This window comes from Dryocola boscaweniae, from assembly GCF_025215095.1.
Taxonomy (GTDB): Bacteria; Pseudomonadota; Gammaproteobacteria; order Enterobacterales; family Enterobacteriaceae; genus Dryocola; species Dryocola boscaweniae.
The window spans coordinates 14886-31379 of sequence record NZ_JALHAP010000076.1; the positions used below are offsets into that span (position 1 = coordinate 14886).

A 16494-nucleotide genomic window follows, 5' to 3' on the forward strand; every position below is an offset into this window, starting at 1 on the left:
GTGCAAAGTGTTCAAAAAATTACTGCCGCTGCTCATACTTGTTGCCGCCCCTGCTTTCGCTAAACCCCTGCTCACCGTTTATACCTATGATTCATTCGCCGCTGACTGGGGCCCGGGGCCTGCGGTAAAAAAGGCATTTGAAGCTGACTGTAACTGCGAACTGAAATTCGTCGCCCTTGAGGATGGCGTATCGCTGCTCAATCGTCTGCGCATGGAAGGCAAAAACAGCAAAGCCGACGTGGTGTTGGGCCTGGACAACAATCTTATTGAAGCGGCTTTGCAAACCAAACTCTTTGCCCCGGCTAACGTCGATACCAGCGCCCTGAAAATCCCCGGCGGCTGGAAGAGCGATACATTCGTTCCCTTCGATTACGGCTATTTCGCTTTTGTATACGATAAAAACAAGCTGAAAAACCCGCCGAAGAGCCTGAAGGAACTGGTGGAAAGCGACCAGAAATGGAAAGTGATTTATCAGGATCCGCGCACCAGCACGCCGGGCCTGGGCCTGCTGCTGTGGATGCAAAAAGTTTATGGCGACAAAGCGCCTGATGCGTGGGCGAAGCTGGCAAGCAAAACCGTCACCGTCACCAAGGGCTGGTCTGAAGCCTATGGCCTGTTCCTGAAAGGCGAAGGAGATCTGGTACTGAGCTATACCACCTCTCCGGCCTACCACATCATCGAAGAGAAAAAAGATAACTACGCCGCCGCAGATTTCAGCGAAGGGCATTATCTGCAGGTAGAAGTGGCAGGCCGCCTTGCAGCCAGCAAACAGCCAGAGCTTGCGGAAAAATTCATGAAGTTCATCACCCAGCCGGGCTTCCAGAACACCATTCCAACCGGCAACTGGATGTACCCGGTCACCGAGGTGAATCTGCCGGAAGGTTTTAGCAGCATCAAAAAACCACAAACCTCGCTGGAATTCACGCCGAAGGAAGTCTCTGACCTCCGCGCAAGCTGGATTAATACATGGCTTCGCGCAGTCAGCCGCTAATCCCCGGCTGGCTGTTTCCAGGGCTATTCGCCGCCACGCTTGTGGTGGCAGTAGCCCTGGCGGCTTTTCTGGCGCTGTGGATTAACGCGCCGCAAAGCGATATCCGTGCGCTGGCGCAGGATAGCTACCTGTGGCACGTCCTGCGCTTCTCATTCTGGCAGGCGTTTCTCTCGGCTGTACTTTCGGTATTCCCGGCAATATTCCTTGCGCGCGCGCTCTACCGTCGCCGTTTTCCTGGCCGCCTGGCCCTATTGCGCCTGTGCGCGATGACGCTGGTGCTGCCGGTACTGGTGGCCGTATTTGGAATACTGAGCGTTTACGGACGCGTTGGCTGGCTGGCTTCGCTCTGCGCGCGGCTGGGCGTGGAATGGACTTTTTCGCCGTACGGTCTGCAGGGCATTCTGCTGGCGCACGTCTTCTTTAATTTACCGATGGCCACGCGGCTTTTGTTGCAGGCGCTGGAGAATATTCCCGGTGAACAACGGCAGCTCGCCGCACAGCTTGGCATGCAGGGCTGGAATTTCTTCCGATTTGTGGAATGGCCGTGGCTACGCCGCCAGATCCTGCCCGCCGCCGCGCTTATTTTCATGCTTTGCTTCGCAAGCTTCGCCACGGTGCTGTCGCTTGGGGGCGGGCCGCAGGCGACGACCATCGAACTCGCTATTTTCCAGGCGCTGAGCTACGACTACGATCCTGCCCGCGCGGCACTCCTCGCGCTGGTGCAAATGATTTGCTGTCTTGGTCTGGTGCTCCTCAGCCAGCGGCTCAGCAAAGCGATTCCCGTCGGCACAAGTCAGGTTCAGGGCTGGCGAGATCCGCAGGACAATTTGCGCCGCAGGCTGTGCGATGGCGCGCTAATCATCCTCGCGCTGTTGCTGTTGCTGCCACCGCTGTTAGCGGTAATCATTGACGGCATCAATAGCGGATTCAGCGCGGTGCTTTCGCAGCCGATGCTCTGGCAGGCGCTATTTACCTCGCTGAGAATAGCCATCGCAGCCGGGATCATCTGCGTCATAATCACCATGATGCTGCTGTGGAGTTCACGTGAATTGCGCCTGCGTAACCGTGCATTTGCCGGGCAAACGCTGGAGCTGAGCGGCATGTTAATCCTTGCCATGCCGGGCATCGTGCTCGCCACGGGATTCTTCCTGCTGCTGAACAATACCGTGGGTCTGCCGCAGTCAGCCGACGGTATAGTGATTTTCACCAACGCGCTGATGGCCATTCCTTATGCGCTGAAAGTGCTGGAAAATCCTATGCTTGATGTAGCCGAACGTTACGGCAAGCTTTGTCAGTCGCTGGATATTAAAGGCTTTCATCGTTTGCGCTTGATTGAACTTCGGGCGCTGAAAATCCCGCTGGCCCAGGCGCTGGCTTTTGCCTGCGTGCTGTCGATAGGTGATTTTGGCGTGGTGGCGCTGTTCGGCAACGACGATTTCCGCACGCTGCCTTTCTATCTTTATCAGCAGATTGGATCTTATCGTAGCGAGGCGGGCGCCGTAACCGCGCTTATCCTGCTGATGCTGTGCTTTGCTTTATTCACCTTGATTGAGAAACTTCCGGGGCGCCATGCTAACGCTGACTGATGTAACCTGGCTTTATCGCCACCTGCCGATGCGCTTCTCCCTTAACGTGACGGCAGGCGAGCGCGTTGCGGTGCTGGGGCCAAGCGGCGCCGGGAAAAGCACCCTGCTGAGTTTGATTGCCGGTTTTCTGACACCCGCAAACGGGGAAATAAGTTTGTGCGGTGAAAATCATACCCGAACCGCACCCGCTCAACGTCCTGTTTCCATGCTGTTTCAGGAGAACAATCTTTTCAATCACTTAAGCGTGCGAGAAAACATCGGGCTGGGCATAAATCCTGGGCTGAAACTCAATCAGGAACAACGAGAGCGCCTTGGAACGATTGCCGAACAGATGGCGATTGGCGATTTGCTGGATCGCTTACCTTCACAGCTTTCCGGCGGCCAGCGTCAACGCGTGGCCCTTGCCCGCTGCCTTGTGCGTAAACAGCCTATTTTACTGCTCGATGAACCCTTTTCCGCCCTCGATCCGGCGCTGCGTCTGGAGATGCTGCAATTACTGGACGATGTTTGCCGCCAGCAGCAACTCACCCTGCTAATGGTTTCCCACAGCATTGAAGATGCGGCACGCATAGCCGAAAGAAGCCTGGTGGTGGTGGATGGCCGCATCACCTGGGATGGCGACACGGCAACATTGCTAAGCGGCGAAGCGAGCGCTTCTGGTCTGCTGGGGATAAAAACGGGTCAGGCCTGACCCGTTAGAACCTTCCAGAGAATGTTAAGGTAGATCGGCATCAGCGGGTGCATCTGTAACGCTACAAAGCTGCCAGTCGCCAGCGCTATCGTTAAGGGAGCAAGCCAGTGCAAACGCGCACGCGGCAAATAGCGCGTCAAACGGTCTGAACCTGACTTACCGCTGCGCCACCAGCGCCAGCTCAGCCAACCCGCCAGCCACACCAGCAGCGCCACGCCGAGCAACAGCCATTTGAAGCTGCTGCTTTGCATATCCGCAGGAATATCGATGGCCGCTCCGGCCAGAATGCCCGGCATAAAATAGAGCGGCGGCCAGAAGATGCAGCCAATGATATTAGGCAGGATAAATTTCGAGACGGGCAAATCCAGCATTCCCGCCACCATCGGCACCAGCGGACGCGTCGGGCCAACAAAGCGGCCAATCAGAATGGTAAACATGCTGTGCTGATGAAGCGCATGCTCGGTTTTATCAAGCAACGCTTTGTTTTTCTTCATGAACGACCATCGGTGCAACGGCCCTTTAAACCGCCCGCCCAGCCAGAAGGAGATCCAGTCGCCCAACAGGCAGCCCACAATTCCCGCCGCCCAGGCGTGCCAGAAGCCAACCTGTCCACTGCCAATCAGCGCGCCGAGCCCCGCCATCATGACCGTGCCCGGCAGAATCAGCCCCACCAGCGCAAGCGACTCAAGAAAGGCCACCAACATCACCGCGATAAGCGAATACGCCACTGACTGTGTAATAAAGTGTTCCAGCAAAGCTTCCATAAAGCATCCGTCGAGAAACGAGTGGGCGATTCTCCTGAGTGATTACATCAGCGTCAAGCCAACAATTGTATGAATAAATAATAGCGACTATTCGCAGCCCGCGCGGAATTCACTCGGGCTTGCCCCGGTACACTTTTTAAACACCCGGGAAAAGTAGAGCTGGTCCTCAAAACCCACGTTGCGCCCGACGCTTGCAATCGGCATACGCGTGGTGCTCAGCAGCAGCTTTGCCTGGCTGATGCGCTGATCTTCACGCCAGCTTAAAACGCTGACGCCAAGCTGCTGACGAAACAGGTGGGAGAGTCTGGAAGGCGACAAACAGACGTGCTGCGCCACGCTTGCAATGTCGAAATGGCCGTCGGCAAGATGGTCGCTAATGTACTGGCAGGCATCGCGAACGCGGTTATCCAGCGGCGGGTTGAGCGATGCGTTCAAGACTTCCATGCGCCGCAGCAAAAGCTGCTCAAGGAGGTTAATCGCCAGCAGCTCCGCATAGCGTCCTTCCGCCTGCCCTGCGTCAATAATCTGCTGAAAAAGTTGTGAAAATCCTTCCTGGTGCGCATCGTCAGGACGGTAAAAACCCGTATGGGCGAAAATCGGTTCCCAGTTCAGCCACTCCTGCCAGTAGGCGCGCGGGCGGAAGTAAACCCACTGGTGATACCACTCTTTGCTGTCCGGCGCGCGCCCGTAGTGATGCACTTCGCCGGGCGGGAACAGCAGCATATCACCGGGACGGCAAACATAATTCTTCCCCTGATTGTTGATAACCCCTTCGCCACGCACGGTGAGATTAAGGATATAGCCTTTCATGCCCAGCGGCCGATCGATGAAAAAATCCAGCGGCCCCAGCGCTTCGATAGGCGTTAATCCTGCCACAAGATGTGCGTTAAAAGAGTAGCCGGGCAACAGGGGATCGTTTTGCAATTCAGGCATCATGAAGCTCGCTTTTCAGTCAGGGTAATAGAAACAATTTGTCCATATCCATGCTTAACGCCTCATCGCCCCCGGCGGCATTTCAACAAACAGGCTGATTTTTATCATAAAGCCACGATCTGCAAGCACCTATGCTTTTTAACGGGTCATCACACACTTTTACGAAGACAACCAAAGTGTCTATAACAGTGGCAGAAAAGTCCACATGGAATATTTGCGGAGCGTCACATTTCGCGCGTCCATAGCTATTTTATCCATAACTACAGCGATTACGACCTGACCCTTTTTTGCTGCAAAACCTACTGTTCACTGCATGAGTGTTTGACTGTATGGAGTGGAAAAATGTCGATTGCGCTGGGCCTCGATTTTGGCAGCGATTCTGTGCGCGCCTTAGCAGTGGATTGTGAAAACGGAGCCGAACTGGCCACAAGCGTTGAGTGGTACCCCCGCTGGCAAGAAGGCCGCTACTGCGATGCCGCCAGCAATCAGTTCCGTCACCATCCTCAGGATTACATTGAGTCAATGGAACGGGCGCTGAAAACGGTGCTGAAAGAGCTGACGGCCGAGCAGCGCGACGCTATTTGCGGCATTGGCGTGGACAGCACCGGTTCAACCCCTGCTCCGATAGACGCCAACGGCAACGTGCTGGCGCTGAATCCGGAATTCGCCGACAACCCGAACGCCATGTTCGTGCTGTGGAAAGATCACACCTCGGTCGAAGAAGCCGAAGCTATTACCCGTCTTTGCCATACTCCCGGCAAAAATGATTACTCGCGCTATATTGGCGGTATTTACTCCAGCGAATGGTTCTGGGCCAAAATCCTGCACGTTACCCGCGCGGACAGCCAGGTCGCCCAGGCTGCGGCTTCGTGGATTGAACTGTGCGACTGGGTGCCCGCCCTGCTTTCCGGCACCACAGCTCCGCAGGATATACGCCGCGGACGCTGTAGCGCGGGTCACAAATCTCTCTGGCACGAAGACTGGGGCGGCTTGCCCCCCGCCAGCTTCTTTGATGACCTTGACCCGATAATCAACCAGAACCTCGATTACCCCCTGTTCACCGAGACCTGGACGGCCGATATTCCGGTGGGCAACCTTTGCGCCGAATGGGCTGAACGCCTTGGCCTGCCGCAAAGCGTGGTGATTTCCGGCGGCGCGTTTGACTGCCATATGGGCGCCGTCGGCGCAGGCGCGCAGCCAAATACGCTGGTCAAAGTCATCGGCACATCCACCTGTGACATCCTGATTGCCGACAAACCGACCGTAGGCGAGCGCGCCGTAAAAGGAATTTGCGGGCAGGTGGACGGAAGCGTGGTGCCTGATTTTATCGGGCTCGAAGCCGGGCAGTCCGCCTTTGGCGATATGTATGCCTGGTTTGGTCGCGTGCTCGGCTGGCCGCTGGAACAACTGGCGCAACAGCATCCTGAACTGCGCAGTCAAATCAACGCCAGCAAAAAACAACTGCTGCCAGAGCTGACCGAAGCCTGGGCCAAAAACTCTTCTCTGCAACATCTGCCGGTCATTCTCGACTGGTTTAACGGCCGCCGCACCCCGAACGCCAACCAGCGCCTGAAAGGCGTAATTACCGATTTAAATCTGGCGACCGATGCGCCAGCGCTGTTCGGCGGGCTGATTGCCGCGACTGCATTCGGCGCCCGCGCCATTATGGAGTGCTTCACCGAGCAAGGCATTCCGGTCAACAACGTGATGGCGCTGGGCGGCATTGCCCGTAAATCCCCGGTCATTATGCAGGTGTGCTGCGACGTGCTGAACCGTCCGTTGCAGATTGTCGCCTCCGACCAGTGCTGCGCCCTTGGCGCAGCGATTTTTGCCGCCGTTGCCGCAGGCAAGCATGTGGATATCTCGCAGGCGCAACAGGCCATGGCAAGCCCAATCGAAAATACCCTTCAACCCATTGGGCAACGCGCCGAGCGTTTCGAACAGCTATACCGCCGCTATCAGCAGTGGGCCATCAGCGCGGAACAACATTATCTCCCTTCAGCCCCTGCCGCGGTATCAACCGTAAAGCAGGCTGCGACGACTCTTTAAGGACATAACGATGAACATTTTTGAACAGTACGAAGTGTGGTTTGTCATTGGTAGCCAGCATCTTTATGGCCCGGAAACGCTGCGCCAGGTGACGCAGCATGCTGAACACGTCGTAAATGCGCTGAATAAAGAAGCTAAGCTGCCATGCAAACTGGTTCTTAAACCGCTCGGTACTACGCCGGATGAAATCACCGCGATTTGCCGCGATGCGAGCTACAGCGATAAATGTGCCGGGATGGTGGTGTGGCTGCACACCTTCTCGCCCGCCAAAATGTGGATTAACGGCCTGAGTATCCTCACCAAGCCGCTGCTGCAATTCCACACCCAGTTCAATGCGCAGATCCCGTGGGGCAGCATTGATATGGACTTTATGAACCTGAACCAGACCGCTCATGGCGGCCGCGAGTTCGGCTTTATCGGCGCGCGCATGCGCCAGCAGCATACCGTTGTCACCGGCCACTGGCAGGATCCACAGGCGCATAAGCGTATCGGCTCCTGGATGCGTCAGGCCGTATCTAAGCAAGATACCCGCCAACTGAAAGTGGTGCGTTTTGGCGACAACATGCGTGAAGTTGCGGTCACCGACGGCGATAAAGTGGCCGCGCAGATGAAATTCGGCTTCTCGGTCAATACCTGGGCGGTGGGCGATCTGGTAGCGGTTGTTAATGCCGTCAGCGATGGCGACGTAAATGCTCTGGTTGATGAATACGAAAGCAGCTATCGCCTGACGCCTGCCGCGCAGATAAACGGCGAAAAACGTCAGAACGTGCTGGACGCAGCCCGCATTGAGCTGGGGATGAAAAAATTCCTGGTCGACGGGGGATTCCACGCTTTCACCACTACCTTTGAAGACCTGCACGGCCTCAAACAGCTACCGGGCCTTGCGGTTCAACGTCTGATGCAGCAGGGCTACGGCTTTGCGGGAGAAGGCGACTGGAAAACCGCCGCCCTGCTTCGCATCATGAAGGTCATGTCGACTGGCCTTGCCGGCGGCACCTCCTTTATGGAGGATTACACCTACAACTTTGAAAACGGCAACGACATGGTGCTTGGCTCGCACATGCTGGAAGTTTGTCCGACTATCGCGATTGCGGAAAAACCCATCCTTGATGTGCAGCACCTGGGCATTGGCGGCAAAGCCGATCCAGCGCGCCTGATTTTCTCTACTACAACCGGCCCGGCGGTAAACGCGAGCCTAATCGATCTGGGCGATCGTTTCCGCCTGCTGGTGAACTGCGTGGACGCGGTAGAAACCCCGCATCAGTTGCCAAAACTGCCGGTCGCCAACGCGCTGTGGAAAGCGCAGCCGGATCTGCCGACCGCATCCGAAGCCTGGATCCTCGCAGGCGGCGCGCACCATACCGTTTTCAGCCAGTCGCTGACGTTGGATGACATGCGCACATTCACCGAACTGCACGGTATCGAACTCGCCGTTATCGATAACGAGACCCGCCTGCCCGCGTTCAAAGACGCCCTGCGCTGGAACGAGGTTTATTACAGCTTTAAGCGCTGACTCTCCATCGCTTTTGTAGGGCGGGTAAGCCTGGCGCCACCCGCCGATAAGATGAAAGTGGCGGATGGCGCTTTGCTTATCCACCCTACGTAATTCCTGGGGCTCAATATGTTAGAAGATCTAAAACGCCAGGTGCTGGAAGCGAATCTGGCACTGCCGGAACACAATCTGGTGACGCTGACCTGGGGCAACGTCAGCGCGGTCGATCGCGAGCGCGGCGTACTGGTAATCAAGCCATCAGGCGTCGATTACGGCATTATGACCGTCGAAGACATGGTGGTAGTGAGCCTGGAAACGGGTGAAGTGGTTGAAGGCAACAAGAAGCCGTCTTCAGATACGCCGACCCACCGCCTGCTGTATCAGCATTTTCCGCATATTGGCGGCATCGTTCACACCCACTCGCGCCACGCCACCATCTGGGCGCAGGCCGGGCAACCCATTCCGGCTACCGGCACCACCCAAGCCGACTATTTCTACGGCGCCATTCCCTGCACACGCAGGATGACCGACGAAGAAATAAATGGCGATTATGAATGGCAAACCGGCGAGGTTATCGTGAAAACCTTTGCCGAACGTGGAATAGATGCGCAGCAAATGCCCGGCGTGCTGGTGCATTCCCACGGTCCGTTCGCTTGGGGCAAAGATCCAATGGACGCCGTACATAACGCCATTGTGCTTGAAGAAGTGGCCTATATGGGCATTTTCTGTCGCCAACTGGCGCCGGATTTACCCGATATGCAGCAAACATTGCTGGATAAACACTATCTGCGTAAACATGGCGCGAAAGCTTATTACGGGCAATAAACACTGTATATAAAAGCAGTAAACGCCGGCAAAGTGGTCTATAATCAGACCACTTTTTCTTTTAAGAGATGACAGCGTGTCGCAAGCTCGGCAGGGGTTTCTGTTAACGCGTCACTGGCGTGACACCCCGCATGGTACAGAGGTGGATTTCTGGCTGGCAACGGACGATGGCCCGGTTAAAGTGCGCCTGCCGTATCAGGAATCCGTGGCGTTTATTCCTCAGTCGCAGCAAAGCGAAGCCGCGCGTCTGCTTGCCGGCGAAAGCAAGTATCGGCTCGCCCCGCTCCCCTTAAAGGATTTCCATCGCCAGCCCGTCTGCGGCCTGTATTGCCGTCAGCATCGTCAGTTAATGCGCCTTGAAAAACTTCTGCGTGACGGCGGCGTAAAGGTTTATGAAGCCGATATCCGCCCGCCGGAACGCTTTTTGATGGAGCGTTTTATCACCGCTCCGGTGTGGTTTAGCGGTGAGGAACGCAACGGCGAGATAACCGAAACGCGCCTTAAACCAGCCCCCGGGTATCGTCCTTCGTTGAAGTGGGTTTCACTGGATATTGAAACCAACCGGCACGGCGAGCTGTATTGCATTGGGCTTGAAGGCTGCGGGCAGCGAATTGTCTATATGCTCGGCCCGGAAAACGGCGACGCCAGCCAACTGGATTTTACCCTTGAATATGTTGCCAGCCGTCCGCAGTTAATTGAAAAACTGAACGCCTGGTTCGCACAGTACGATCCCGATGTGCTGATCGGCTGGAACGTGGTGCAGTTCGACCTGCGTATGCTGCAAAAGCTGGCTGAACGCTATCAGGTTCCGTTGCGTCTCGGACGCGGCAATAGCGTACTGGAATGGCGCGAACACGGCTTTAAACAAGGGGTGTTTTTTGCGCAATTGCCAGGACGAGCGATTATTGACGGCATAGATGGGCTGAAGTCGGCTTTCTGGAATTTCTCTTCGTTTTCCCTGGAAGCTGTTTCACAGGAACTGCTCGGCGAAGGCAAGTCGATTGATAATCCCTGGGACAGAATGGACGAAATCAACCGCCGCTTCGCGGAAGATAAGCCTGCGCTGGCAAAGTACAACCTCAAGGATTGCGAGCTGGTAACAAGGATTTTCCACAAAACCGAACTGATGCCTTTTCTGCTTGAGCGAGCCTCGGTTAACGGCTTGCCGCTGGACAAACACGGCGGTTCCGTCGCCGCTTTTAGCCACCTTTATATTCCGCGCATGCACCGCGCCGGTTATGTCGCCCCGAATCTGGGCGAAGTTCCGCCGCAGGCAAGCCCTGGCGGCTACGTCATGGATTCCCGCCCCGGCCTTTATGATTCGGTGCTGGTGCTTGATTACAAAAGCCTGTATCCGTCCATTATTCGTACTTTCCTTATCGATCCTGTGGGGCTGGTTGAAGGCATGGCGCATCCCGAACCGGAACAGGCCGTCGAAGGTTTTCTTGGCGCGCATTTCTCAAGAACCACGCACTGCCTGCCGGAGATTGTCAGCCAAATCTGGTCAGGGCGCGACGAAGCCAAACGCCACGGGAATAAGCCGCTGTCACAGGCGTTGAAGATAATTATGAATGCCTTTTATGGCGTGCTGGGCACCAGCGCCTGTCGCTTCTTCGATCCTCGGCTTGCCTCGTCGATCACTATGCGTGGGCATCAGATCATGCTTAAAACCCGCGAGCTTATCGAATCCCAGGGCTTTGACGTAATTTACGGCGATACGGATTCCACCTTCGTCTGGCTAAAGAAAGCCCATTCAGAAGAAGATGCCGCACGCATTGGCAAGCGGTTAGTCAACTATGTGAATGAATGGTGGACGCAGCATTTACAGGACACGCACCAGCTAACCAGCGCGCTTGAAATCGAGTTTGAATCCCATTTCTGCCGCTTCCTGATGCCCACTATTCGCGGCACGGTAGAAGGCAGTAAAAAGCGTTACGCGGGGATGATTCAGGAAGGCGAGAAGCAGCGCATGGTCTTTAAAGGGCTGGAGACAGTACGCACGGACTGGACGCCGCTGGCCCAGCGGTTTCAGCAAACGCTCTATCTGCGGGTGTTCCGTAAGGAGCCGTATCAGGATTATATCCGTGAGACGATTGCCAGCCTGATGGCAGGCGAACTCGATAACCAGCTTGTCTATCGCAAAAGGCTGCGCCGTCCGCTCAGCGAATATCAAAAAAACGTGCCGCCGCACGTGCGTGCCGCTCGCCTGGCCGATGAACATAATCAGCGCCTTGGCCGCCCGCCTCAGTATCAGAACCGCGGCACGATTAAATACGTCATGACGATGAGCGGCCCCGAGCCGGTGGATTACCAGAGCTCGCCGCTTGATTACGATCACTACCTCACCCGCCAGCTCCAGCCGGTGGCGGAAGGAATTTTACCTTTCCTTGAGGATGACTTTGCTACACTGATGACAGGGCAATTAGGGCTATTTTGACGGTGACGAACGCGTTTGCTTCCAGTACCATAGCGCCCTCCTGAAACATCCATACATCTACTACCCAACCACCGCCCACTTTTGCGCGCGGTTGTTATGCTATTGCCTGCAAATCTTAGTAACTGATAATAGAGCCGAAATCTTATGCCTTTTACACTTGGTCAACGTTGGATCAGCGATACCGAAAGCGAACTGGGACTGGGAACCGTCGTCGCAGTAGACCCAAGGATGGTTACCCTGCTTTTCCCTGCCACCGGTGAAAATCGTCTGTATTCCAGAAATGACTCGCCTATTACCCGCGTCATGTTTAACCCGGGCGATACCGTTACCAGCCATGAAGGCTGGCAACTCAAAGTTGATGAAGTTAAAGAAGAAAATGGCTTATTCGCCTATATTGGCACCCGCCTGGACACCGAAGAAGCCGGCACGATGCTGCGCGAAGTTTTCCTCGACAGCAAGCTGGTCTTCAGCAAGCCGCAGGACCGTCTGTTTGCCGGTCAAATCGACCGCATGGACCGCTTTGCCCTGCGTTTTCGCGCCAGAAAATATCAGAGCGAGCAGTACCGTCAGCCGTGGAGCGGCCTGCGCGGCATGCGCACCAGTCTGATCCCGCACCAGTTGAATATCGCCCACGACGTGGGTCGTCGTCATGCGCCACGCGTGCTGCTGGCGGACGAAGTAGGCCTGGGTAAAACCATCGAAGCCGGGATGATCCTGCATCAGCAACTGCTGGCCGGCAGCGCCGAGCGCGTCCTGATCGTGGTGCCAGAAACCTTGCAGCACCAGTGGCTGGTTGAAATGCTGCGTCGTTTTAACCTGCGTTTCGCGCTGTTTGACGATGAGCGCTATGCAGAAGCCCAGCACGACAGCGATAACCCGTTCGAAACCGAACAACTGGTTATCTGCTCCCTTGATTTTGTGCGCCGCAGCAAGCAACGCCTTGAACATCTGTGCGACGCCGAGTGGGATTTAATGGTCGTCGACGAAGCCCACCACCTGGTCTGGAGCGAAGACGCGCCGAGCCGTGAATATCAGGCAATCGAACAGCTCGCCGAGCGCGTGCCGGGCGTGCTGCTGCTGACCGCAACCCCTGAACAACTGGGAATGGAAAGCCACTTCGCCCGTTTGCGTTTGCTGGACCCGGACCGTTTCCACAATTTCGAACAGTTTGTTGAAGAACAGCAAAACTACCGTCCGGTGGCGGATGCCGTAGCGCTGCTTCTGGCCGGCAACCATCTGACCAACGATCGGCTCAACGCCATAAGCGAGCTTATCGGCGAGCAGGATATTGAACCGCTGCTGCAAACCGCCAACAGCAATCGTGAAGGCAGCGATGCCGCGCGTCAGGAACTGATTTCCATGCTGATGGACCGCCACGGCACCAGCCGCGTGCTGTTCCGTAATACCCGTAACGGCGTGAAAGGTTTCCCGAAACGCGAGCTGCACACTCTGCGCCTGCCGCTGCCGACGCAGTACCAGACGGCGATTAAAGTCTCCGGGATTATGAGCGCCCGTAAATCCGTTGAAGATCGCGCTCGCGACATGCTGTATCCGGAGCAGATTTACCAGGAATTTGAAGGCGATAGCGGCACCTGGTGGAACTTCGATCCGCGCGTTGAATGGTTAATGGGCTATCTGACAAGCCACCGCTCCCAGAAGGTGCTGGTAATTTGTGCGAAAGCCGCCACCGCGCTGCAACTGGAGCAGGTTTTGCGCGAGCGCGAAGGTATTCGGGCAGCCGTGTTCCACGAAGGCATGTCGATTATCGAGCGTGACCGCGCCGCAGCCTGGTTTGCAGAAGAAGATACTGGCGCTCAGGTACTGCTGTGCTCTGAAATCGGCTCCGAAGGCCGTAACTTCCAGTTTGCAAGCCAGCTTGTGATGTTCGATCTGCCGTTTAATCCGGACCTGCTTGAGCAGCGTATCGGCCGTCTGGACCGTATCGGCCAGGCGCATGACATTCAGATTCACGTGCCGTATCTCGAAAAAACCGCACAGGCGGTGCTGGTGCAGTGGTATCACGAAGGGCTGGACGCCTTCGAACACACCTGCCCGACGGGGCGAGCTATTTACGACAATGTTTACACGCAACTGATTGAATACCTTGCCGCGCCGGAGAATACCGACGGTTTCGATGCGCTGATCAAACGGTGCCGCGAACAGCACGAAGCGCTGAAGCTTCAGCTTGAGCAAGGCCGCGACCGCCTGCTGGAAATCCACTCCAACGGCGGGGAGAAATCCCAGGCGCTGGCCGAAGCGATTTCAGAGCAGGACAACGACACCGGTCTGGTGAGTTTCGCTCTGAACCTGTTCGATATTGTCGGTATCAACCAGGACGATCGCGGCGACAACATGGTCGTGCTCACGCCTTCGGATCATATGCTGGTGCCTGATTTCCCTGGCCTGCCGGAAGATGGCTGCACGATAACATTTGAGCGTGATGTGGCACTGTCGCGTGAAGATGCGCAGTTCGTCACCTGGGAGCATCCGATCATTCGCAACGGTCTGGATCTGATTCTTTCCGGCGATACAGGTAGCTGCGCCCTTTCGCTGCTGAAGAATAAAGCGCTGCCGGTGGGCACGCTGCTGCTGGAGCTGGTGTATGTTGTGGAAGCGAAAGCGCCGAAACAGCTACAGCTCAACCGCTTCCTGCCGCCAACGCCGGTTCGTATGCTGGTGGATAAAAACGGCACCAATCTCGCAGGCCAGGTGGAGTTTGAAAGCTTCAACCGTCAGCTTAGCGCGGTGAATCGTCATACCGGCAGCAAACTGGTGAATGCGGTGCAGCAGGATGTGCATGCAATTTTGCAATTAGCGGAAGAGAAAGTGGAAGCGGCCGCTCAGGAGTTAATTAAAGCGGCGCGTGAAGAGGCGGACGAGAAGCTTAGCGCAGAATTGTCCCGTCTCGAGGCGCTCAAAGCCGTTAACCCGAACATTCGTGATGACGAGCTGGAAGCTATCGAAAGCAACCGCCTGCAGGTGCTTGAAAGCCTCGCGCAGGCTAACTGGCGGCTGGACGCGCTGCGTCTGATCGTTGTGACGCACCAGTAATGATTATGGAACCCTACAACCCGCCGCAGGCCCCCTGGCTGGTCATTCTTTATCAGGATAAGCACATCATGGTGGTCAACAAGCCTTCGGGCCTGTTGTCCGTGCCGGGGCGTCTTGATGAGCACAAAGACAGCGTGATGACGCGTATTCAGCGTGACTTCCCGCTGGCGGAGTCGGTGCATCGTCTGGATATGGCTACCAGCGGCGTGATTGCGGTGGCCCTGACGAAAGACAGCGAGCGCGAGCTGAAACGCCAGTTCCGCGAACGTGAGCCGAAGAAGCAATATGTGGCTCGGGTGTGGGGTCATCCGCAGCCTGAAGAGGGTCTGGTGGATTTACCGCTGATTTGCGACTGGCCGAACAGGCCTAAGCAGAAGGTGTGTTATGAAACCGGCAAGTCCGCGCAGACGGAATATCAGGTGCTGGAGTATGCGGCGGATAATACCGCCCGCATCCTTTTAAAACCGATTACCGGGCGATCGCACCAGCTACGGGTGCATATGCAAGCGTTGGGACACCCGATTCTGGGCGATCGTTTCTATGCGACGCCGGAGGCTCTGGCAATGGCTCCACGTTTACAACTTCACGCGGAAATGCTGACCATTACCCATCCCGCTTACGGTACGCCAATGACGTTTCGCGCACCGGCTGACTTTTAGCGGTTTGTAGGGTGGATGAGCGTAAACGCCATCCACCTGTTATGTCGGGTGGCGCTGCGCTTACCCGACCTACAAAAGAAGTTTCCTCCGCACTCGCTCTTTTTATTTGAACCCTTTCGCCGTTTTTAGCAAATCATAGGCTTTCTGGATTTCCTGCGCTTTCTGCTTCGCCATCTGCATCATTTCCGGCGGCAGCCCTTTGGCGACCAGTTTATCCGGGTGATGCTCGCTCATTAATTTGCGATAGGCGCGTTTAATGACCGTTGGTTCATCGCTGCTCTTCACGCCCAGCACGTTGCAGGCGTCCTCAAGCGTAGGCCCTCGCTGTTGCTGCTGAAAACCACCGCCCTGCTGCTGGCTGTAGCCGCCGCCAAACTGCTGGCCGCCTTCCATCATGCGCAGAAACTGGTCGAACTGAACGCGTGAAATACCCAGTTCTTCCGCTATCACGTAAAGCACCTGCCGTTCGTTGGGATGCAACGAACCATCGGCGAAAGCAGCCTGAATCTGGATTTCCAGAAACATCCTAATTAAATCAAAACGACCAAAACAGACGCTGCGTAGCTGACGCATTTTCTCGCGCAGCGGATAACCGTTCTCTTTACCGACGCGAAAAGCATGCTGCGCAGCACTTCTGGCGTCGCCGTGCAGTTGCATTCGGTCCATCAACAGGGACGCTATCTGTATATCCGCTTCGGTAACACGTCCTTTAGATTTGGTGAGATGCCCCATCACTTCAAAAGTGGTGCTAAAAAACAGAGACTGGCGCTGCTGTTGGTTAGAAAACCAGGCGCTACGGCGGCTGCGCACTTTATCGATCATATGACCGATCAATAGCCCTAAGACCACGCCCCAGAAGCCACCGCCCATGATAAGTGCTATTGCGACACCGAGTACTTTACCCCAATACTGCATATACTCCCCAAATCGTCATGCTGTCGGCTAGAATTTGCTTTATCATACCCGTCATTGATAGCGGTGCCTAACGGCAGGCTGCTGAACGGGCAGGATTAACA

The 16494-nt window shown here is 55.9% G+C and carries 12 protein-coding genes; 9 read left to right on the top strand and 3 right to left on the bottom strand.

Annotated features, from left to right (window positions below; genetic code table 11):
* Positions 1-7 precede the first annotated feature (7 nt).
* From thiB to thiQ, 3 genes are read left to right on the top strand one after another with little or no spacing between them, the layout of a single operon-like run.
* Positions 8-991: a thiamine ABC transporter substrate binding subunit gene (gene thiB / locus MUA00_RS08310; protein WP_271122631.1), complete on the top strand. Its 984-nt coding sequence runs from the start codon at positions 8-10 to the stop codon at positions 989-991.
* Positions 967-2577 (top strand): thiamine/thiamine pyrophosphate ABC transporter permease ThiP, encoded by a 1611-nt coding sequence (gene thiP, locus MUA00_RS08315; RefSeq protein ID WP_271122632.1) that lies wholly within the window; start codon positions 967-969, stop codon positions 2575-2577. Before thiB ends, thiP begins: the two co-directional genes overlap by 25 nt.
* Positions 2561-3268, top strand: coding sequence for a thiamine ABC transporter ATP-binding protein ThiQ (gene thiQ / locus MUA00_RS08320; protein ID WP_271122633.1), 708 nt, complete (start codon positions 2561-2563; stop codon positions 3266-3268). Before thiP ends, thiQ begins: the two co-directional genes overlap by 17 nt.
* Here the strand turns inward: thiQ and MUA00_RS08325 are convergent.
* Entirely contained in the window at positions 3259-4032 is a 774-nt protein-coding gene (locus tag MUA00_RS08325; protein WP_271122634.1) for a DedA family protein, read from the bottom strand. The genes thiQ and MUA00_RS08325 overlap by 10 nt on opposite strands.
* Before the next feature lie 87 nt (positions 4033-4119).
* A complete protein-coding gene (gene araC / locus MUA00_RS08330) occupies positions 4120-4965 on the bottom strand; it encodes an arabinose operon transcriptional regulator AraC (protein ID WP_271122852.1) in 846 nt (281 codons plus the stop codon).
* A 342-nt stretch (positions 4966-5307) separates the two neighbouring features.
* On the opposite strand from araC, the gene araB reads away from it, so the two are divergent.
* The 6 genes from araB (at position 5308) to rluA (ending at position 15478) form a co-directional block, all read left to right on the top strand.
* Positions 5308-7014, top strand: a complete 1707-nt coding sequence (gene araB / locus MUA00_RS08335; RefSeq protein WP_271122635.1) for a ribulokinase — start codon at positions 5308-5310, stop codon at positions 7012-7014.
* A 10-nt stretch (positions 7015-7024) separates the two neighbouring features.
* On the top strand, positions 7025-8527 hold the full coding sequence (gene araA, locus MUA00_RS08340) for an L-arabinose isomerase (protein WP_271122636.1): 1503 nt from the start codon (positions 7025-7027) through the stop codon (positions 8525-8527).
* Positions 8528-8635: 108 nt separating this feature from the next.
* The gene (araD, locus tag MUA00_RS08345) at positions 8636-9331 is read left to right on the top strand and encodes an L-ribulose-5-phosphate 4-epimerase (RefSeq protein WP_271122637.1); all 696 of its coding nucleotides are present in this window, start codon (positions 8636-8638) and stop codon (positions 9329-9331) included.
* A gap of 76 nt (positions 9332-9407) precedes the next feature.
* Positions 9408-11768 carry a DNA polymerase II gene (gene polB / locus MUA00_RS08350; protein ID WP_271122638.1) on the top strand — a complete coding sequence of 787 codons (2361 nt, stop codon included), beginning with the start codon at positions 9408-9410 and terminating at the stop codon, positions 11766-11768.
* 144 nt (positions 11769-11912) lie between these two features.
* Entirely contained in the window at positions 11913-14819 is a 2907-nt protein-coding gene (rapA, locus tag MUA00_RS08355) for an RNA polymerase-associated protein RapA (RefSeq protein ID WP_271122639.1), read from the top strand.
* Complete coding sequence (gene rluA, locus MUA00_RS08360; protein ID WP_271122640.1) at positions 14819-15478, top strand: bifunctional tRNA pseudouridine(32) synthase/23S rRNA pseudouridine(746) synthase RluA; 660 nt, start codon at positions 14819-14821, stop codon at positions 15476-15478. The genes rapA and rluA overlap by 1 nt, the downstream gene beginning before the upstream one ends.
* Positions 15479-15580: 102 nt before the next feature.
* On the opposite strand, the gene djlA is transcribed toward rluA, so the two are convergent.
* Entirely contained in the window at positions 15581-16393 is an 813-nt protein-coding gene (gene djlA, locus MUA00_RS08365) for a co-chaperone DjlA (RefSeq protein WP_271122641.1), read from the bottom strand.
* Positions 16394-16494: the final 101 nt, after the last annotated feature.